Raw genomic sequence first — 18866 nt, forward strand, 5'->3', positions numbered from 1 at the left:
TCCAAAGCCGAGGTGACCGGGCACACCCCGGACCGGACATCAGGGCGGATACCACGCGCGTTGGCGCGCCGGACGCGTGCGGTGGGCGCGGTCCCCGTAGGAGGAGGCGGACGCTACGAACTTGATGACGCAGACGGATCGGCGCGGCCGGTAGCCGTGCCGATCTCGACGAACGAGTCGAGCGGATCGGGAGGGCGTGAATCATCCACGTCATCAACTTTGTAGGCGGACGCCAGCAGTCCCGAGATCGCGGGAGCGGGGATGAGCCGAAGGCGCGCTGAGATCGACCGCAGGGGCGGCGGGATCGGGGTCAGCCGGCGGGTGGGAGGCTGCCGAGGAGGCGGGTGACGGCGATCTCGATGACCACTCGTTCCGGGTTGGGGCGCGGCTCGCGGTAGCGCTCGGCGTACCGGCGCTCGGCCTCGGCGACCGACGCCGGGTCGCGGCGCAGCACCGCGCGCCCCTCCACGGTCAGCCACCAGCGGCCGTCCACCTGGCAGACCGCCACCGGCGTGCCCTCCGGCCCGGCCGCCGCGACGTGTCGCGCCTTGGCCGACGTGCCGGAGGTGATCACGCGGGCCAGGCCGGCGTCCGCTTCGAAGGTGACGCCCACCGGCACGACGTGCGGGGTGCCGTCGGCGCGCAGCGTGGTCAGCGTGGCGAGATGCCGGTCCCGGAAGAACCGGGCGACCCGCGCGTCGTGTGGGTCCAACCGGTGGTCGCCCGCCATGTCCCGTCCTCGGTGCCTCGCTCCGGGCCGACCGCCGGCCCGGGCCCGATCATGACACGGGGCGGTGCGGGCGGCCCGACGCCGCCGGGGACTCCGGCCGATCGGGCAGCGCGCGCTGTGCCGCGCGGTGCTTCGCGACCAGCCGACCAAGGTAGAACAGGGTGCCGGCCAGCACGCCCATGTCGTCCAGGTAGATCGGGTCGGGCAGCAGGTCGACCGGCAGGATCGTGTAGATCAGCGCGCCGTAGAAGGCGAGCTTGCCGCCGGCGCCCAGCGCGCCGAGCAGTCGATAGGTGCGGACCACCCGGACGGCGAGCAGCACCGCGCCGACCAGCGTCGCCAACGCGACGACGCCGGCGAGCACCAGCAGGATCCAGGTCTCGCGGGACACGAGGTCACGCTAACCGAACCGGGCCAGCTCCGCCCGGCGGTCAGAACGCCGGCACGGCCGCGCGGCCCCGGGCCGCCGACCCGGACTCGGTCCGGGTCGGAGCCGGCAGCTCCCGGGTGGTCTCCGGCCCGGTCAGGTCCACGAGGGAGAGCGGGGTGTGCCGCTCCGGGTCGGGCCGGGTCGCCGCGTACGCCTCCTGGCGCAGGCTCCGCGCTGCGGCGGCGGCCAGTTCCGCGGCCCGCCAGGCGGCCTGCTCCCGCTCCTGGGCGGCCTCGTGCCGGGCGCGGACGTTGTCCCGGATCAGCCGGCGCAGCAGCAGCTCCTGCTCCACCGGGTGCCGACGCGGGTCCCAGCCGCGGTGCTGCAGGATGTCGCTCAGCTGCTCGACCGTGATCTCCCCACGCTCCTGCGCCGCCGTTGCCGCCCGGTGCAGCCAGCGCTCCCGGTCCGCGTACTCGGCGGGGGTGCGGGCCGTCCGGGGCAGCGGCAGCGCGGCGGCGGCGGCCAGCCGGCTGACGTCCTCCTCCGCCGCCTGGTACGCCTGCCACGCCGTTTCGACCTCGTCCTGGGTGGCCAGCCACTCGGCCCGGCGCCGTTCGGCGGTGGCCGCCGACCGGGCCGCGGCCACCTCCACCTCCTGCGCGAACCGGGCCCGCTCGCGGGAGCGCTCGCGCGCCTCGGCGGCCAGCTCCAGGCTGCTCGGCCGGGCCGCCTCGCTGATCCGCTCGCCGAACACCGCGCGGAACCGGTCCGGGCGGACGATCAGGGCGGCGATCACGATTGCCGCCACGGCGATCAGGGCCAGCCAGATCACGGCGGCCTGGGGGACGTCGTACAGGACGGCGGAGAAGACGGTCTGCATCACCAGCACCTCGTGGTGGGACGGTCGGAATCAACGGTCTGGGGCCCGGCGACGGGCGGAGGAGCGCCGCCGGTACGGCTAGGTCCGTACCCAGAAGGACGGCGAGGGATGCCAGGGCCGCGCGGGCGGCCGGCGCGCTCAGGCGCGCGGCGGGCCGCGGCGGGTGACCGACTCCCGGCCGGGATCGGCGGGCGGCGCCACGGCGACGGTCGTCCGGGCCGCCGCGCCGGCGGAGCCGACGGGGCCGACGGAGCCGACGGGGCCTGCCGGTACGCCGGTGGCCGGCGCGGTCGCCCCGACCTCGAGGGGACCGGCCAGGGGCAGGACCGCCGGAGCGTCCACCGGCCCGGGAGCGACCCGGAGGTCGGCCAGCGGGCGGACCGTCGAGACCGGACGGAGCGGATCGGCGGGAACGGGCGCGGTCAGGCCGTTGAGCCCGACGACGAGCACCAGTGCGGTCGCCGCCATCCGGGTGAGCCGGCGCAGGCTGCGCAGCGTGGCCGCCCAGACGGGCGGGGCGAACGCTACGGACTGCACCGTTTCAACCTATCGGTCAGATCCGTCTCATGCACCCCGATGAGCTGCCCGGAACACGTGACCCGGCCCACGATGCGCTGTGGACGGACCGTCCGGCTCACTCGGCGCGCAACCCGTCCGGCCGGGTCAGCCGCCAGAGCACCGGCAGGCTCGCGCCGGTGACCAGCAGCACGACCGCGGCGCCGAGGCCGACGCCCAGCCCGACCACCGGCCAGCTCACCACCACCGGCGCGCCGACCATCCGGAGCAGCGCCGCGCCCATGGCGATCCCGATCGCCGCGGCGAGGACCAGCCCGGCCAGCACCGGCACCCCGGTCTGCCCGAGCACCGACCAGCCGAGGGTGCCCCGGGGCGTCCCGACCGCGACCAGCGTGGCGAGCAGCCGCCGCCGTTCCCGCAGCTGCTCCAGAACGCCGACCAGCATGCTCATCCCGATCAGCAGCAGGGTGACCACCGCGCCGATGAGCAGCCCGCGCCGGACGTTGGCGAACTGGCGACTCTCCCGGGTCGCGTCCAGCGTGAGGACCGAGGCGGTCAGGTCGATCGCGGCCACCTCGCTACGGAGCCGTTCCACCGCGTCCGTGTCCGCCGGATCCAGGCGGACCAGCGCGGTGGCCGAGGCCTCGTGCGGCGGCCGGTACGCCAGCGCGCCGGGCGTCACCAGCAGACCGTTGCCCCGCCCACCCGTCGGATCGTCCCGCGCCGGCACCGTCCGGGTGTCTGCCGGGAGTCGCCAGGTCGGTGCGCCACCGCCGAAGCCGAGCCGGGTCCCCGGGCCGACGCCGGGGACGGGGCCGTCCCGCCAGGCCAGAAAGACGTCCCCATCGGCGCAGCCGCCCAGGTCGGCGTACTCGGCCAGGGCCGCGCAGTCGCCGACCCGCACCTCGACGGGCGAGTCGTCCGTGCGGGCCACGCCGGCGGGCGCCGGGAACGCCACGAACGACACGGTGGCGAGGCTCCGGGCCACACCCGGTACGGCGGCGATCCGGGCGAGTGCCTGCCGGGACTCCGGCGGCCCGTACAGCGAGACCATCGCCTGCGCGCGATCCGGGTCCTGGCCGGTGGCCTGCCGGAACTCGTCCTGCACCCCGGCCACCAGCATCTGCAGCCCGATGGTGCCGGCCACGGCCACCGCCACCCCGCCGACCAGCCGGGCCGACGCGGCGCTGTCGAGCTGGAGCCGCCGTACCGCGAGCTGCCACGGCGGCGGTCCGCCGCGCAGCCGGCGTACCAGCAGGTCGACCAGCCAGGGCAGGAGGGTGACCGTGCCGATGAGCAGGAGCACCGCGCCGGCCGCGACCTGGGCGTCGGTCGCCACGGCACGCGTGGTTCGCACGTCGGCGAGCGGCTGGAGCAGCGCCAGCCCGGTGACCGGCAGCAGCAGCCGCCACCAGAGTCGTCGTCGGGCCGGAGTCGCCTGACGGCTGACGCCCAGCGGCGTCACCACGACCCGGCGCAGCGCGAGCAGCGCCATACCCGCGGCGAGCAGTGGTACGCCCAGCGCCACCACCGCCACCAGCCACGGCACCGGACGCAGGTCGGCCGGGAAGACGCTGATGTCGTACAGCGACACCAGGGTCGCCAACTGTCGGCCGGCGAGGAAGAACCCCGCGCCCACGGCGAGCCCGAGCAGCGCGGCGGCACCGGCCTCGGCGGCGGCGATCCGGCGGACCATGCCGGCGTCGGCGCCGAGCAGCCGGAGCGCGGCCAGCCGGCGGTCGCGCTGCTCGCCGCCGAAGCGGACCGCCGCCCCGAGGAACACCACGATCGGCAGCAGCAGCACCACGACGACCACCACGACGAGCAGCCACAGCAGGGGACTGAACTCCTCCGCCGGGCCACCCGCGCCGAATTGGTCGAGCCGCGTCGCGCGGTCCGCCGTCAGGTTGTCGCGGCCGAGGTAGAAGGCCAGTTCGTGCGGGCCGGCCAGGCCCGCGGGGGCGATGGTGCCGGCGACCCGGGCGCCGCCCAGCCGCGGCGCGAGCAGGGGCCCGTCGGGCGAGTCGAGCAGCTCCCGCAGTGCCGGCGAGACCACCACCTCGCCGTCCCGCGGAAACGCGGTCAACCCCGGCGGCAGCGGCGCGTCGGGGCCCTCCGGGTGCAGCAGTCGCCCCCGCACGGGGTGGTTCCGGAAGACGGTGTCGACCGGGGCGATCAGTAGGCTGCCCGCCGCCGGCAGCCCCGACCGGGGCGGCCCCAGGTCGTTGCGGGCGGCGCCCCGCTCCGCGCGGGCGTCGATCGCGCCGGGCGCCGCCGCCGCGAGCAGCAGCATCGCCACGCCGATGCCGACGCCGAGCGCGGTCAGCAGCGTCCGGGTCCAGCCGGATCGTCCGCCGGTGACCGCCATCCGCGCACCCATCACCAGGTCGCCGTAGCCCGCGCGCAGCCGGCCGCCGCGCCGTCGGGGGTCCGCCCCGGTCACGGCACCTGCTCCAGGCTCCGGGTCCGGCCGTCCCGGACCACCACCTCCCGGTCGGAGTACGCGGCCACCCGCGGCTCGTGGGTGACCAGCAGCACGGCTGCCCCGGTCTCCCGAGCCGCCCCGGCCAGCAGGCGCATCACCCGCTCGCCGTTGAGCGAGTCCAGCGCCCCGGTGGGCTCGTCGGCGAAGACCACCCGCGGGCCGGTGACCAGCGCCCGGGCCACCGCCACCCGCTGCCCCTGCCCGCCGGAGATCTCTCCGGGGCGCTTGCCGGCGACGTCGGTCACCTCCAGCCGCGCCAGCCACTCGGCGGCCCGCCGCTCCGCCTCCCGGCGCGGCACCCGCTCCAGGCGCAGCGGCAGCGCCACGTTCTCCAGGCAGGTCAGCTCCGGCACGAGCTGTCCGAACTGGAAGACAAAGCCGAACTTGCGGCGGCGCAGGGCGCTGCGGCCCGCATCGGAGAGGCCGGTCAGCTCGGTGCCCCGGTAGCGGACCGAGCCCTGGTCCGGGCGGACGATGCCGGCGAGGCAGTGCAGCAGGGTGGACTTGCCGGACCCGGACGGGCCCATCACCGCCACCACCTCGCCGGCGCGTACGGAGATCGACGCGCCGGCGAGGGCCGGGGTGGGGCCGAAGGACCGGTGCAGGTCCTCGCCGACCAGCAGCGGCTCGGCGGTCATGCCCGTACCTCCTTCGCCAGCTCGTCCAGCCGCGCCGCGGTGAGTTCCAGCCAGCGCAGGTCCGCCTCGAGGTGGAACAGCGCGTGGTCGCAGATCAGCTGCTCGGCGAGGTCGCCGTGGGTCTTGCGGCGGGTCAGCTCGCGCATCAACCGCAGGTGCTCGGCGCGCTGGGTGTCGAGCAGGTCGGCTGCGGGCCGGTCGGTGAGCAGCGCCAGCACCACCTTGGTGTAGAGGAGGCTCTGCAGGTACGGCTCCGGCTTCTCCGGCTGGGACAGCCACCGCTGGACGTCGGTCACCCCCGCCTCGGTGATCGCGTACCGCTTGCGCTCGGGGCCCTCGCCGGGCTCGACCGAGTCCACCGCCACCAGGCCGTTGCGCAGCAGCCGGGACAGGGTGGAGTAGACCTGGCCGAAGTGGAGCGGACGGGCGTGCCCGAACCGCTCGTCGTACGTCCGCTTGAGGTCATATCCGTGCCGGGGACTGGACTCCAGCAGCCCGAGGAAGGTGTGGCCGATCGACATGGCGCGACTATACACAGCAGGTATACCACGTAGGTATACCCGGACAGTCGAAACGACGAACGGCGCGACGCCCCTCGTCGGAGGGGCGCCGCGCCGTCGGTCAGCAGGCGATCAGTCGGTGCCGAGCACCGAGGGCGGGGCGGACCGGCCGTCGCCCCAGACCATCTCGTCCTCGGTCAGCCAGGTGAGGTGCTCATCCGTCTCGTCCTCGTCGTGCTGGCCGTGCTTGCCCAGCACCCCGTTGCGGCCCGGCATCGCGGAGCGCGCCCCGGTGCCCTTGCCGCCGTTGGACCGGCTCTCGGCGTCGATCACGGCACCGCGGCCGCCGGCGAGTCGGCCGGTGCCGGCCGCCGACCGGTTCTCCAGCCCGCCCGGCCGACCGGCCGCCCCGCCGGTGGAGCCGGCGAGCGAGCCGGTGCCCACGCCGGGCACCCCGAAGAAGGAGTTGCCGCCGGCGGTCGGAGCGGTGGGGGTGGTGCCGGTGAAGGTGGCGCCGCTGAGACCGGTCGTCGGGCCCGTGCTGGTGAGCGGCGGGGCCGCGCCGGCGAGCGAGGTGCCGGCTGGGTCGGTGACGCCGACCGACCCGATGGTGCCCGGGCTGCCGGCGCCGGGGCCGGTGCCCGGGTCGCCGCCCGCCGTGCCGCTGGTCGGCGCGGTGTGGTGGACGCCCGAGGTGGTCGCGGTGGCGCTGGAGGTGGGACCGAACGTGCCCGAGCTCGGCCCGCCGGACGGCGTGCCCACCGAGGGGCCGCTGCCCAGCGTCGGGCCGGAGGTGTCGGTGCTGCCCGGGAGGTGGATGGGGGGCTCCTCCGGCACGACGATCCGCCCGTACGCGGAGAAGTCGTAGCCCTCGGCGAGGTTGGCGACGACCTGCACCATCCGCTGGTGCGCCTTCTCCTGCTCGGCCTCGTCCTGCTCGTGCCCGACGAACCCGCCGATCACCGCGCCGGCCGCGCCACCCATCAGGAAGCCCTTGACCGCCCCGTCGACCAGCTTGTCGTTGTCGTCGGTCTCCTCCGGGCTCTCCGCCTTCGACTGGGCGGTGCGCAGCTCCGTCGCCATCATGCCGAGACCCTGCTTGATGCCGGCCATGCCCTCGGCCAGGTTGCCGGAGTAGTCGACGACCAGGTTCAGCCGTTGGTGGAACACCCGGGCGGCGTCGCCGGACCAGGTCTTGGCGAGCGCGTCCAGATCCTTGGTCAGGTCCCGGCCGAGGCCCTCCAGGGTGTCCTTCATCGAACTCCACTGGGCGCTGAGCCCGTCGATCTGCTTCGGGTCGCCCGCGGTGACGCCCTGGTAGAGCTCCTTGTGGCTGACGTGCTCGTAGCGCTGGGTGTACTCAGACACGCGGATCCTCTCCCTTCGCCGGCTTCATCGCCTCGCTGAGCCCGGAGAGGGCGGCGATGATGTCGGCCGCGGCGGCCGCGTTGCGCGCCTCGGCGGTCCGGTAGTTCGTCATGATCGTCTTGGTCGCCTCCTGGGCGGCCACGATCGCCCGACGCAGCCGCTCGGCGTGGTTGGCGAAGCTCGCGTGCGTCTCGGAGTAGCGACGGGCGTTGTCGGTCGCGTCGGTGAAGGCACCCAGCGCCGGCGGCCGGCACTGCATCTCGGTGTTGAGCTTCTTCAACACCGACTCGGCCTCGCTCAGCCGCCGCTCGAGCCGCTGGTGAAAGTCCTCCAAGGACAGTACGTCTACTGTCGTGCGCCCGGTCATGGCTGCATCCCCGTAGTCATCGTCGAGAACCGTTGGCCACGCTCAGGTTAGTCGACCCGGGCCAGCCAAGGCGACCCGTACCCGCCGGGGCCCTCCACATCGGACCGCCGATGCCGGTCATCCGCCCTGCGCGGGCGACGATCCTGACGGCGCCGGAGTGTCTGGCTGGTCCGGCTTGTCCGCTGCGGCGTCGCCCGACGGGGCACCCGGGTCGAAGAAGCTCATCGCGTCCCGCCGCTCCAGCGCCGGCCCGGTCGGCACCAGGGCCAGCAGCGAGGCGGGCACCGCCAGCGGCGTCACGCCGCCGTACCCGAGGGCGGCGCGGGCGTCTCCGGAGGCGGTGCCGAGCGGGTAGCGGACCCCCTGGGCGGTGATCAGGTAGACCGTCGAGCCGGCTGCCGCCTTCCCGGTGTCCCCGGCCGCCGCCTGCACCAGCACGCCCTTGCCACCGGGCAGCAGCACGCTCTCGGCGGTCCGCACCGCGTCCCGGGCGCTCTGCCGCGCGGCGACCCCGGTCGTCGCGGTCAGCTCGGCCGGCCGCTGGTCGTAGACCTCCAGCGTGGTGGTCGGCGGCTGGCCCGGCCCGCCCGACCGGTAGCTGGCGCAGAGCACGGGGCGCCCGGCCCGGACCTCGTGCAGCGCGGGCAGCTTCTGCGGCAGGCCCTCGGCGTCCAGCCGCCGGTCGGTGAGGAGCTCGCCGACCTGGGACGGGGTGATGTCGGTGATCTGACCGCCGTCGCCGAGCAGCAGCAGCGCGGTCATCTCCTTGACCGCCACCAGCCCCTGCCGGGTGAGCACGTAGTACTGGTCGGCGGCCCGGAACACCTGGCCGATCCGTGCCGGCCGGTCGGCCACCGACACGCTGCTGGAGCCGCCGTACCCGTCGATGCTCGGCTTGCGCAGCTCCGGCCCGACCGGCACCGCGTTGAGCAGTTGCTGCCCCACGGTCAGCGTGGGCGCGCCGGCCATCTTCAGCGCGACCAGGGCCTGCTCGTCGCCGGCGACGCGCAGCTGTGCGCCCCCGGTGAGCAGGTACCGGGTGCCGTCCACCCGGACCAGCACCGCCTCGTCGGTGAGCGGGGTGCCGCCCGGCAACTGCCGGTCGATCACGAGCCGCGTGGTGGAGCGCTGCGGGTCGACCGGGTCGGGCACGTCGCAGACCGACCAGGGGAGGCCGACCAGGGACTTCCGGTCCGGCACGTCGTCCGGCGCGCCCACGATGCCGACCGTCCGGCCGCGCGGGCGGTCCTTGATGGCGGCCTGCGACATGGTACGCACCGGGGCGTCGGCCTCGTTGAGGATCAGCCGGGCGGAGGCGTAGTTGAGCGTGGGGTGCAGCAACCCGTCGTCGGTGAAGACGTAGGTGGCGCCGGTCTCCCGCTCGATCACCAGCGTGTTCGGCTCCAACGGCGCGGCGTTGCCGGTGAACTGCCCGTACGCGCCCGCGCCGCCGAGCACCACGGCGGCGGCGACGATGCTGCCGAACACCGCCATGCCGAGCCGCCGCATCGGCAGGTCGTTGGTCTCCGGGTCACCGGAGAGCAGTGCGGAGACGATGCGGCGGGTGACGAAGCGGTACGCCTGCACCTGATCGCGGCGGGTCCGCATGACTAACCTCCGACGGGGGTGGGTCCGCGACGATCAGGTCCGAACTCCGTCGCGGGCTTCCCTACGATAAGGGGCCGTCGGGGGTCCACCGGGACCCCGCCCGCCCTCCGACGTCGCACCGATCCGGCGGATGCCCAGGATGTCCAGAAGGGACGCTCACCGATGACGCAGGTCCAGGCGCCACCCGGCCGTACGGCGACCGCCCCCGCTACCCCGGACGACCGTCCGGTCACCCCCGCCGACAGGCGTCGACGCGGCCGGCTCGGCCCGGTCGTGGTCGGCCAGCTGGTGGTGCTGGAGTGCGCCGCGCTCGCCGTGTGGTTCGCCACTGCCGGCCCGCCCTGGCTGCTCCCGGCCGTCGGCGCGGTGGCGCTGATCGCGGTGGTGGCCGCCTTCGCCCGGCGCGGCGGCCGCTGGTGGTACGAGGACCTGACGCTCCGCCGCCGGCTGCGCCGGCGCCGCGACCGGGCGCGGGGCGCGGTGCCGTCCGGCGATCCGCGACTGGCCGCCCTCGCCCCCGAGCTGACGGTGGTCGAGCTGACCGAGCGCGGCACCCGGATCGGCGTCGGGCAGGACGAGCGGGGCTGGTTCGCGGCGGTCGCGCTGACCGGCCGTCCGGGCAGCCCCGCCGGCTCGATCGAGGCGGCCGTGGTGGACCGGGCGCTCGCGGTGCTCGCCGACCTCGCCGGCCCGGTCACCCAGGCCCAGGTCGTCTCGCACACCCTGGTCTGGTACCCGGCGCCGGGTGGCCCGCCGGCGGCGCACCGGACGGTCTGGGTGGCGCTGCGCCTCTCCGTCGCCGACGCCCGCGCCGAGACGGTGAGCCGGGGCGGCGGCCTGCGCGGGGTGCACCGTACCGTCGCCGCCGGCATGGGCCGGCTGGGCAAGGCGCTGAACGCCGCCGGCCTCCACCACCGCGTCCTCGGCCGGGACGAGCTGCACGCGGCGGTGGTCTCCGGCGCCGGGCTCGACCTCGCGCCGCAGGCCCCGGTGGAGAGCTGGACCAGCCTCAGCGGTGGCGGCTGGACGCAGCGCTGCCTGGCCCTGCGGGTCCGCCCCAACGGCTCGCTCGGCGCGCTGGTGGACGCGGTGACCGCCACCTCCGCCCCGTCGCACACGGTCGCGGCGGTGGTACTCCCCGGCGGCCGCCGGGTGCCCCCGCTGCTGCGGGTGGCGGCGATGGACGGGCACGCCGCCGCGCTGGTGAAGGTCGTCCGGGACGTGGCCAAGCGGTCCGGTGTGCCGGCCCGCCCGCTGGACGGGCAGCACGGCCCCGGCGTCTACGCCACCGCGCCGGTGGCCACCGTGATGGGCACGGTCACGGTCGAAGGTTGACGATCCAGCCGTAGAGGCCGCAGACCCAGACGGCCAGCGGCACCAGGGCGACGATCAGCAGGATCTCGACGATGTCCAGGGTGCGTCCCCAGACCGGCGAGATCCGCTTGCCCGCCACGGTCAGCCCGTAGATCAGGCTGATCAGCGCGGCCAGCAGCAGGCCGCCCAGGATCAGCCCGAGCCGGACCGGGAGCGAGCCGGCGCCGAAGGTCGCCGCGGCCGCCAGCCCGAGACCGACCGTGCCGGCCAGCAGCACCGGAGTGCGCTGGGCCCGGCCGATGAACGGGCGGGCGCGCAGCAGCGAGAGCAGAGCCAGCACCAGGCAGAGCAGCACCGACGGCAGCCGGCCGTTGTCGGCCAGCACGAGCTGACCGCCGAGAACCAGCACCGAGACCGTCCACAGCAGGCCGGTCAGGAAGGAGTCGGCCCGCTCGCTGTTGCGCAGCACCTGCGGGCCGTCCACCGACTCGGTGTCGGTCCTCAGGTCGTCCGGGCCGGTCGGGATCGACGGCACCGGCAGCCGGGCCAGCCGGTAGGAGACCATCGGCAGCGCCGGCAGGGCGGCGAACGCGATCGTCGCGACCACCGCCGCGGCGGCCGCCGCGCCGATGCCGAAGGCCAGGCAGAGCACCGCGCCGATGCCGACGGCGACGCCCACCGCCACCGCGCCGAGGAAGAGCGGCAACCGGTCGCCGACGGCGAGCGCGGCCACCGCGCCGAAGAGCACCACCGCGGTCGCGGCCATCAGCACGTGCGGGCTGGCCAGGTCGCTCAGCTTCCGGTCCCCGGCGAGCACCAGCAGGCCGCCGATCGCCGCGTAGCCGAGGCCGGCCATGGCCAGCACGGCACCGGTACGGCTGTCGCCGGCCGCCCTCGACAGCACCGCCGAGGTCACCAGCAGGGCGAGGGAGACCACCAGCGCGGCCAGCGCCCCGGGCAGCTGCGGCGGGCCGGCGAAGAGCGCCGCCACCGCGCCGGCCGCCAGGGCCGCCCCGGCGAACAGCACCGCGAACGAGCGGGTGGTGCCGACCTGCCAGGTGCCGGGACGCTGGTTGGTGGCGGTGGCGACCGCGTCCACCACGTCGTCGAAGACGATCTCGGGCGCCGCCGAGGCCCGGGGGTTGAAGTAGAGCACCTCGCCGTCCCGGACGCCGAGCTGCGCGGCGGTACGGCCGCCGTCCAGCGGCGGCCCGCCGAGCCGGGACAGGCTCCACCCGCCGTGCCGCACGCCCTCGTCGGCCAGGTCCTCACCGGCGTACCGCAACAGGGTGGGCAGCAGGTCGGCCAGCGGGACGTCCGACGGCACCGCCAGATCCATCCTGGTCCGGGGCGCCACGATGGTGATCCGGCTCAGCCCGCCGGTCGCCGTCTTCGTCGCCACTGTGGCCTCCTCGTGCTCGCCTACGATCCACCTCGGCCGGTGACGTCGCCCCCCATGGGTCCACGACGCCTCCGGGAGATTACCTACGATGGCGGTCGCACAGGTTGCCCACCCGACGTCTCGGGCCGTTGGCAGACCACGATCAGGGCCACTTCTGGGGAGGAGAGCCGTGAGTACGGTGGTGTTCCGCCGGCTTCCGCGTCAACCGGGGCCCGCGCTGCCGCGCGGCGAGGTGTTGCTGGAGTCCCCGCCGGAGTTGCCCGAGCAGCAGCCCCGGGGCATGGGCCAGGTGTTGATGATCCTGCCGATGCTCTGTGGCGTCGGCGCGATGGCCTTCCTCTACGCCGGGCGCGGCGGCGGCATGATGACGTACGTCGCCGGCGGCCTGTTCGGCGTCTCGATGCTCGGCATGGCGGTCGGCACCCTCGGCAACGGGGGTAACGACAAGGCCGAGCTGAACGCCCAGCGGCGTGACTACATGCGCTACCTGACCCAGATGCGCAAGCGCACCCGGCGGGCCGCCGAGCAGCAGCGCGCGGCGATGACCTGGCGGCACCCGGAGCCGGACGCGCTCTGGTCGGTCGCGGCCTCGCGGCGGCTCTGGGAACGGCGGATCACCGAGGACGACTTCGGCGAGTCCCGGATCGCGCTCGGCCCGCAGCGGCTGGCCGTGGAGATCGTGCCGCCGGAGACCAAGCCGGTGGAGGACCTGGAGCCGATGAGCGCGATCGCGCTGCGCCGGTTCGTCCGGGCCCACTCCAGCGTGCCGGACCTGCCCACCGCGCTGTCGCTGCGCGCGTTCAGCCGGATCGCGCTGCGCGGCGAGCGGGAGGCGGTGCTCGGCCTGGCCCGGGCCGCGCTGGGGCAGCTGGTCACCTTCCACGCCCCGGACGACCTGATCGTCGCGGTGGTGGCCGCGCACGACCGACAGCCGATGTGGGATTGGGTGAAGTGGCTGCCGCACGCCCAGCACCCGGGGCGTACGGACGCGGCGGGCGCCCGCCGGATGGTCTTCGCCAGCCTGGCCGAGGCCGAGACGGCGCTCGCCAACGAGCTGGGCGGCCGCCCACGGTTCGCGCCGGAGGCGAAGCCGCTCACCACGGCCCCGCACATCGTGGTGGTGCTCGACGGCGGCGAGGTCTCGGCGACCTGTGCGCTGATGGGGCCGGGCCTGCTCGGCGCCACGGTCATCGACCTCTCCGGCACGGTCCCGCGCGACGCGGGCCGCTGGCTGCTCTGCCTGGACGCCGGGGACGGCACCGGGCTGGACCTGGTCCGGGGCACGACCACGTCCCGGCTCGGCAGGCCGGACCGGCTCAGCCTGGCGGCGGCCGAGGGCCTGGCCCGGCAGATCGCCCCCTACCGGCTTTCCCAGCAGCAGGGCGCCAGCACCGAGGAGCCGCTGGCCCGCAGCATGGAGCTGCCGGATCTGCTCGGCGTCGGCGACGCGGCCGCCGTGGACACCCGGCAGACCTGGCGGCCGCGCAGCCACCGCGACCGGCTGCGCATCCCGCTCGGCGTCGGGCCGGACGGCAACGTGGTCGAGCTGGACTTCAAGGAGTCCGCGCACGAGGGCATGGGTCCGCACGGCCTGGTCATCGGCGCGACCGGTTCGGGCAAGAGCGAGCTGCTGCGGACGGTGGTGGGGGCGCTGGCGGTGACCCACTCGTCCGAGGAGCTCAACTTCGTCCTGGTCGACTTCAAGGGTGGCGCCACCTTCGCCTCGCTGGACGCGTTGCCGCACACGAGCGCGGTGATCACCAACCTCTCCGACGAGCTGCCGCTGGTCGACCGGATGCGCGACGCCCTGGCCGGCGAGATGAACCGCCGCCAGGAGGTGCTGCGGGCGGCCGGCAACTATGTCTCCCGGTACGACTACGAGAAGGCCCGGGCGGCCGGTGAGCCGCTGGAGCCGATGCCCAGCCTGCTCATCATCTGCGACGAGTTCAGCGAGCTGCTCGCCGCCAAGCCGGACTTCATCGACCTGTTCGTGATGATCGGCCGGCTCGGCCGGTCGCTCGGCGTGCACCTGCTGCTGGCGAGCCAGCGGTTGGAAGAGGGGAAGCTCCGGGGACTCGACACCCACCTGTCGTACCGGATCGGCCTGCGGACCTTCTCGGCGGTGGAGAGCCGGATCGTGCTCGGCGTGCCCGACGCGTACGAGCTGCCGAACGCGCCCGGCCACGGTTACCTCAAGACCGACACCAGCACCATGCTCCGGTTCCGGGCGGCGTACGTCTCCGGGCCGTACCGGGCGCCGGGGCAGGTGCAGCGGTCCACCCGGGCGCAGGTGCAGCGGCGCATCGTCCCGTACGGCATCGACTACGTGCCGGCGCCGGCCGCGCCGGCCCGGGTGGAGACCGCGCCCGAGCCGGAGCAGACCGGCGACGGCAAGGCCGTGGCGATGCTGGACGTGCTCATCGACCGGCTCAAGGGCCAGGGTCGCGAGGCGCACCAGGTCTGGCTGCCGCCGCTGGCCGACCCGCCGGGCCTGGCCGAGCTGCTGCCGCCGCTGAAGGTGCACCCGACGTACGGCCTGACCACCGCCGACTGGCCGGGGCGCGGCCGGCTCACCGTGCCGGTCGGCATCGTCGATCGACCGTACGAGCAGCGGCGCGATCCGATGATGGTCGACCTGTCCGGTGCGGGCGGCAACGTGGTCATCGTCGGCGCCTCGCTGAGCGGCAAGAGCACCATGCTGCGCTCGATGCTCGCCTCGCTGGCGCTCACCCACACCCCGCGCGAGGTGCAGTTCTTCTGCCTCGACTTCGGCGGTGGCGCGCTACGCAGCCTGGACGGCCTGCCGCACACCTCCGGGGTGGCCGGGCGGCGGGACACCGAGGCGGTCCGGCGGACCGTCGCCGAGGTGGTCGCGATCATCGACGAGCGGGAGCTGCGGTTCACCCAGCACGGCATCGACTCGGTGGCCAGCTACCGCCGGCGCCGCGCGGCCGGGGAGTTCGCCGACGACCCGTTCGGCGACATCTTCCTGGTGGTCGACGGCTGGAACACCCTGCGCCAGGAGTACGAGGAGCTGGAGCAGACCATCACCAACCTGGCCAACCGTGGCCTCGGTTTCGGCGTACACGTGGTGGTCACCGCCGTGCGGTGGGCGGAGATCCGGATCAACATGCGCGACCTGCTCGGCACCAAGCTGGAGCTGCGGCTGGGCGACCCGGCCGAGTCGGAGATCGACCGCCGGGCCGCGCAGAACGTGCCGGTCGGCTCGCCCGGTCGCGGTCTGACCCGCGACAAGCTGCACTTCCTCGCCGGGGTCTCGCGGATCGACGGCAAGCGCGACATCGAGGACCTGACCGAGGCGTCGGTCGCGCTGGCCCGGCACGTGGCGGCCAACTGGCCGGGGCGCCCGGCGCCGAAGGTCCGGCTGCTGCCGCGCAAGCTGCCGGTCACCGAGCTGGCGAAGGTCGTCGACCGTTCGGTCCCGGGCATCCCGATCGGCGTCAACGAGTCGGCGCTCGCCCCGGTATACCTGGACCTGACGAACGAACCGCACCTGACCGTGTTCGGCGACGCGGAGTGCGGCAAGACGAACCTGCTGCGCCTGATCGCCCGGGGCATCGCCGAGCGGTACACCCCGGCGCAGGCCCGGCTGGTCATCGCCGACTACCGGCGTGGCCTGCTCGGCGCGGTGGAGGGCGACCACCTGCTCGACTACGCGCCGTCCAACCAGGTGTTCAGCCAGGGACTCGGCTCGATCCGCAGCGCCCTGCAGAACCGGCTGCCCGGCCCGGACGTGACCACCGCCCAGCTGCGCGACCGGAGCTGGTGGAAGGGGCCGGACCTCTACATCCTGGTCGACGACTACGACCTGGTCGCCTCCGGCGGGAACAACCCGCTCAGCGCGTTGACCGAGCTGCTGCCGCAGGCCCGGGACATCGGCCTGCACCTGATCATCACGCGGCGGGTCGGCGGCGTGGCCCGGGCGCTCTACGAGCCGGTGCTGCAACGCCTGCGCGAGCTGGACTCGCCGGGCCTGCTGATGTCCGGCAACCGGGAGGAGGGCGCGGTCTTCGGCAACCTGCGGCCGAGCCCGCAGCCGCCGGGCCGGGGCACCATGGTCCGCCGCCGGGACGGGCAGCAGTTGATCCAGACCGCGTGGACGGAGCCCGCCTGAGGGACCAACGGATGTCGATCGCTTACCGGTGACGCGAGAGAGGAGCCGCGATGGGCCTGGACTACTGGCTGTTCCTGTACTTCCTGGTCGCGTTCCCGGTCTTTCTCGGGCTCGCCCTGGTCGCCCAACTCGGCCGTTCGGCGCGGGCCCGCCGGGGCGCCGAGGTGGCGATCCTCACCGGGGCCGTCGCGCTCCTGGTCGTGGTCGCCCGGCGGGCGGTCGAGAAGCCGGTGCTGTGGCCGGCCGTGGCGCTGCTGCTGGCCGTCCTGGCGTTCGGCCTGGTGATGCACGTGAAGTCCTACCGGCGGCCGTCGTGAGGAGGGGGAGCGTGCGGTGGGCGACCGTCCATCTCGTACTGTCGTCGGTGTGATCCGTTGCGGCTCTTGGCGTGCGGCATCAGCACGGTCCGAAGGCAGGGCTGCGCGGGTTGGACGTCGTCCGCTACGGTCTGATTGAAGTGTCCGTCGGTGGGGTGCGTACGCCTTGCCGCGGGGGAGGGGCGCGGCGGATCCGCCGCCACGAAGATGACGGAAGGGTGTGAAGCATGGCGTTCGAGGTCAGTGCAGCGACTCTGCACACCGCCGCGAGTGACGTGCGGTCCACGCGCAGCGACGTCGATGGCGAGCTCAAGAAGCTGTGGAACGTGGTCGACGACCTGGCGATGGCCTGGAAGGGCCAGGCGTCGACCGGTTTCCAGTCGCTCATGACGCGCTGGAACGAGGACACGGTCAAGCTGCTGACGGCGATGGACAACATTGCCGACCTGCTCGACAAGTCGGGCACGACGCACCAGGTCAACGACGAAGAGCAGCAGCAGATGCTGGACAAGTTCCACTCTGCTCTCAACCCGTGATCCGCGAAGACAGGCAGAGGAGGAACTGATGAGCATCAAGGTTGACTACGCTGTCCTCGAGAGCAGCAACCAGCAGATGCAGGCCATCTCGCGGACCATCGACGAGAAGCTGGACACGCTGCGGTCGATGCTGACCAGGCTCGAGTGGGAGGGCCAGGACCGCGTCGCCTACCAGCAGCACCAGGCTCAGTGGGACGCCGCCGTTCGGGACATCAACAAGGTCCTGAACGACATCGGCCAGGCGGTCGGCATCGCGCGCGAGAACTACATGACCACCGAGATGAGCAACTCGAAGGTCTGGGGTAACTGACCCGACTGGTCTTCTGCGGCTCCGGTCCGGCTCTGCCGGGTCGGAGCCGCAGTGCTTTCCGGGCGACCCGGAGCAGTGCCCCTCAGGGCGGTTTCGGCCCGGTCAGGCGTCCAGCGCCGGGGGGCGACGCCCGGGGCGCCAGCCGCGCCGGCGGCCGAGGGTCAGGATCGGCCGGAGGGTCAGCAGGACGGCGGCGAGCAGCACGCCGACGGCGGCCACCCAGATCGCCACGGTCCGCTGCCACGCCAGTGGGTCGGCCGGCGGCTCGGGCTTCGGCATCGCGCCGAGCGGCGGGTTGGCCCGGGTGCCCAGCAGGCTGGTCACCGCCCGGTACGGGTCGACCATCCCGTACCCGACCTCGGCGTTGTGCCCGTCGGGCGGGTTGTCGGCGGTCCGGGTCAGCCGGTAGCGGACCTGTTCGGGGGTGAGCTCCGGATGCGCGGCCCGGATCAGGGCGGCCACCCCGGAGACGTACGCGGCGGCGAAGCTGGTGCCGCCCTGCGGCTCGTAGAGGTAGCCCGAGCCGCCGGGGGCCGGGCCGGCGATGTTCAGGCCGGGCGCGGCGATGTCCACATAGTCCCCGGTGACCGAGCTGCCGACGTGCTCGCCCTTCTCGTCGATGCCGGCGACGGCGATCACCCCGTCGTACGCGGCCGGGTACGCCGGCTGGTCCTGCTGGTTCTCCTGCCGGTTGCCGGCGGCGGCCACCAGGACGACGTCCTTGCTGAGGGCGTAGTCGACGGCGTCCTTGAGCTCCTTCCTGTTCAGGGTCACCAGGGACAGGTTGATCACGTCGGCGTCGTGGTCGACCGCCCACCGGATCGCCTTCCCGATCTCGGCGGGGATCGACTCGTCGAAGGTGCGCTGGTTGTCGGCCAGGATGCGGATCGGCAGGATCCTCGCCTCGGGCGCGACCCCGCTGAACGGCACGCCGGTGCCTTCCCGGCCGGCGATGATGCCCGCGACCAGGGTGCCGTGGCCGACGAGGTCGCACTGCCCTTCGAGCTGGGCCAGGTGGTTGAAGTCGGTGCCCGGCAGCACCTTGCCGCGGAGCAGCGGGTGCCGGGGCGAGACGCCGGAGTCGATCACCGCCACGGTGATCCCGCTGCCCCGGGTCACGCGCCAGGCCGCCTCCGGGGCGAGCCGGTCCAGTGCCCAGGTCGGTTGGGTCGGGGCGGGGTTGCCGGGCGGGCCGCACTTCGGCGGCGCCGCCGCGGCCGGGGCGGGCGCCACCAGGGCGGTGCCGAGCAGCGCCGCGACCGCTCCACTGAGGATGGACCGGAATCGGTGTCCGGTACCGGCGTTCACCGTCGTCCCGTCCGACCGCAAGCTGTCGCGCACGCGGGTGAGACTACCGTCGCCCCGCCCGTCGTGCGGTGACGGGCGC

At 74.4% G+C, this 18866-nt stretch carries 17 protein-coding genes; 5 read left to right on the plus strand and 12 right to left on the minus strand.

Annotation, left to right across the window (positions count from 1 at the left end; all coding sequences use genetic code 11):
- Window positions 1-310: 310 nt before the first annotated feature.
- From ACZ6S5_RS19980 to eccB, 10 genes are all read right to left on the minus strand, one after another.
- Entirely contained in the window at window positions 311-730 is a 420-nt protein-coding gene (locus ACZ6S5_RS19980) for a pyridoxamine 5'-phosphate oxidase family protein (protein ID WP_466002447.1), read from the minus strand.
- Between the two features lie 49 nt (window positions 731-779).
- The gene (locus ACZ6S5_RS19985; protein ID WP_466002449.1) at window positions 780-1121 is read right to left on the minus strand and encodes a YkvA family protein; all 342 of its coding nucleotides are present in this window, start codon (window positions 1119-1121) and stop codon (window positions 780-782) included.
- 40 nt (window positions 1122-1161) lie between these two features.
- Window positions 1162-1983 (minus strand): hypothetical protein, encoded by an 822-nt coding sequence (locus tag ACZ6S5_RS19990; protein WP_466002451.1) that lies wholly within the window; start codon window positions 1981-1983, stop codon window positions 1162-1164.
- Window positions 1984-2121: 138 nt separating this feature from the next.
- Window positions 2122-2520, minus strand: coding sequence for a hypothetical protein (locus ACZ6S5_RS19995; RefSeq protein WP_466002453.1), 399 nt, complete (start codon window positions 2518-2520; stop codon window positions 2122-2124).
- A gap of 97 nt (window positions 2521-2617) precedes the next feature.
- On the minus strand, window positions 2618-4942 hold the full coding sequence (locus tag ACZ6S5_RS20000) for an FtsX-like permease family protein (protein WP_466002455.1): 2325 nt from the start codon (window positions 4940-4942) through the stop codon (window positions 2618-2620).
- The gene (locus ACZ6S5_RS20005; protein ID WP_466002457.1) at window positions 4939-5622 is read right to left on the minus strand and encodes an ABC transporter ATP-binding protein; all 684 of its coding nucleotides are present in this window, start codon (window positions 5620-5622) and stop codon (window positions 4939-4941) included. Before ACZ6S5_RS20005 ends, ACZ6S5_RS20000 begins: the two co-directional genes overlap by 4 nt.
- Window positions 5619-6143, minus strand: coding sequence for a PadR family transcriptional regulator (locus ACZ6S5_RS20010; RefSeq protein ID WP_466002459.1), 525 nt, complete (start codon window positions 6141-6143; stop codon window positions 5619-5621). Before ACZ6S5_RS20010 ends, ACZ6S5_RS20005 begins: the two co-directional genes overlap by 4 nt.
- A 111-nt stretch (window positions 6144-6254) precedes the next feature.
- Entirely contained in the window at window positions 6255-7490 is a 1236-nt protein-coding gene (locus ACZ6S5_RS20015; RefSeq protein WP_466002461.1) for a WXG100 family type VII secretion target, read from the minus strand.
- Window positions 7483-7857, minus strand: a complete 375-nt coding sequence (locus ACZ6S5_RS20020; protein WP_466002463.1) for a hypothetical protein — start codon at window positions 7855-7857, stop codon at window positions 7483-7485. The genes ACZ6S5_RS20015 and ACZ6S5_RS20020 overlap by 8 nt, the downstream gene beginning before the upstream one ends.
- 117 nt (window positions 7858-7974) lie before the next feature.
- Window positions 7975-9465 (minus strand): type VII secretion protein EccB, encoded by a 1491-nt coding sequence (gene eccB, locus ACZ6S5_RS20025; protein WP_466002465.1) that lies wholly within the window; start codon window positions 9463-9465, stop codon window positions 7975-7977.
- Window positions 9466-9627: 162 nt separating this feature from the next.
- Here eccB and ACZ6S5_RS20030 point away from each other — a divergent pair, with 162 nt between their 5' ends.
- Entirely contained in the window at window positions 9628-10800 is a 1173-nt protein-coding gene (locus ACZ6S5_RS20030) for a type VII secretion protein EccE (RefSeq protein ID WP_466002467.1), read from the plus strand.
- Here the strand turns inward: ACZ6S5_RS20030 and eccD are convergent.
- Window positions 10784-12181, minus strand: a complete 1398-nt coding sequence (eccD, locus tag ACZ6S5_RS20035; RefSeq protein ID WP_466002469.1) for a type VII secretion integral membrane protein EccD — start codon at window positions 12179-12181, stop codon at window positions 10784-10786. The genes ACZ6S5_RS20030 and eccD overlap by 17 nt on opposite strands.
- Window positions 12182-12350: 169 nt before the next feature.
- On the opposite strand from eccD, the gene eccCa reads away from it, so the two are divergent.
- From eccCa to ACZ6S5_RS20055, 4 genes are all read left to right on the plus strand, one after another.
- Entirely contained in the window at window positions 12351-16316 is a 3966-nt protein-coding gene (eccCa, locus tag ACZ6S5_RS20040) for a type VII secretion protein EccCa (RefSeq protein WP_466002471.1), read from the plus strand.
- Between the two features lie 50 nt (window positions 16317-16366).
- A complete protein-coding gene (locus ACZ6S5_RS20045; RefSeq protein ID WP_466002473.1) occupies window positions 16367-16633 on the plus strand; it encodes a hypothetical protein in 267 nt (88 codons plus the stop codon).
- Window positions 16634-16860: 227 nt separating this feature from the next.
- Window positions 16861-17169, plus strand: a complete 309-nt coding sequence (locus ACZ6S5_RS20050; protein WP_123239542.1) for a WXG100 family type VII secretion target — start codon at window positions 16861-16863, stop codon at window positions 17167-17169.
- Window positions 17170-17197: 28 nt separating this feature from the next.
- Window positions 17198-17479: a WXG100 family type VII secretion target gene (locus tag ACZ6S5_RS20055; RefSeq protein ID WP_073839147.1), complete on the plus strand. Its 282-nt coding sequence runs from the start codon at window positions 17198-17200 to the stop codon at window positions 17477-17479.
- Window positions 17480-17581: 102 nt separating this feature from the next.
- Here the strand turns inward: ACZ6S5_RS20055 and mycP are convergent, their stop codons facing one another.
- Window positions 17582-18820 (minus strand): type VII secretion-associated serine protease mycosin, encoded by a 1239-nt coding sequence (mycP, locus tag ACZ6S5_RS20060; protein WP_466002476.1) that lies wholly within the window; start codon window positions 18818-18820, stop codon window positions 17582-17584.
- Window positions 18821-18866 lie beyond the last annotated feature (46 nt).

The sequence above is a fragment of the Micromonospora sp. NPDC051924 genome, assembly GCF_055586005.1.

Coding starts and splice junctions, on each gene's coding strand:
- ACZ6S5_RS20020 (WP_466002463.1), bottom strand. CDS start 7,857: ATGACCGGGCGCACGACAGTAGACGTACTGTCCTTGGAGGACTTTCAC.
- ACZ6S5_RS20005 (WP_466002457.1), bottom strand. CDS start 5,622: ATGACCGCCGAGCCGCTGCTGGTCGGCGAGGACCTGCACCGGTCCTTC.
- ACZ6S5_RS20050 (WP_123239542.1), top strand. CDS start 16,861: ATGGCGTTCGAGGTCAGTGCAGCGACTCTGCACACCGCCGCGAGTGAC.
- ACZ6S5_RS19980 (WP_466002447.1), bottom strand. CDS start 730: ATGGCGGGCGACCACCGGTTGGACCCACACGACGCGCGGGTCGCCCGG.
- ACZ6S5_RS19990 (WP_466002451.1), bottom strand. CDS start 1,983: ATGCAGACCGTCTTCTCCGCCGTCCTGTACGACGTCCCCCAGGCCGCC.
- ACZ6S5_RS20030 (WP_466002467.1), top strand. CDS start 9,628: ATGACGCAGGTCCAGGCGCCACCCGGCCGTACGGCGACCGCCCCCGCT.
- ACZ6S5_RS20045 (WP_466002473.1), top strand. CDS start 16,367: ATGGGCCTGGACTACTGGCTGTTCCTGTACTTCCTGGTCGCGTTCCCG.
- ACZ6S5_RS20055 (WP_073839147.1), top strand. CDS start 17,198: ATGAGCATCAAGGTTGACTACGCTGTCCTCGAGAGCAGCAACCAGCAG.
- ACZ6S5_RS20010 (WP_466002459.1), bottom strand. CDS start 6,143: ATGTCGATCGGCCACACCTTCCTCGGGCTGCTGGAGTCCAGTCCCCGG.
- eccB (WP_466002465.1), bottom strand. CDS start 9,465: ATGCGGACCCGCCGCGATCAGGTGCAGGCGTACCGCTTCGTCACCCGC.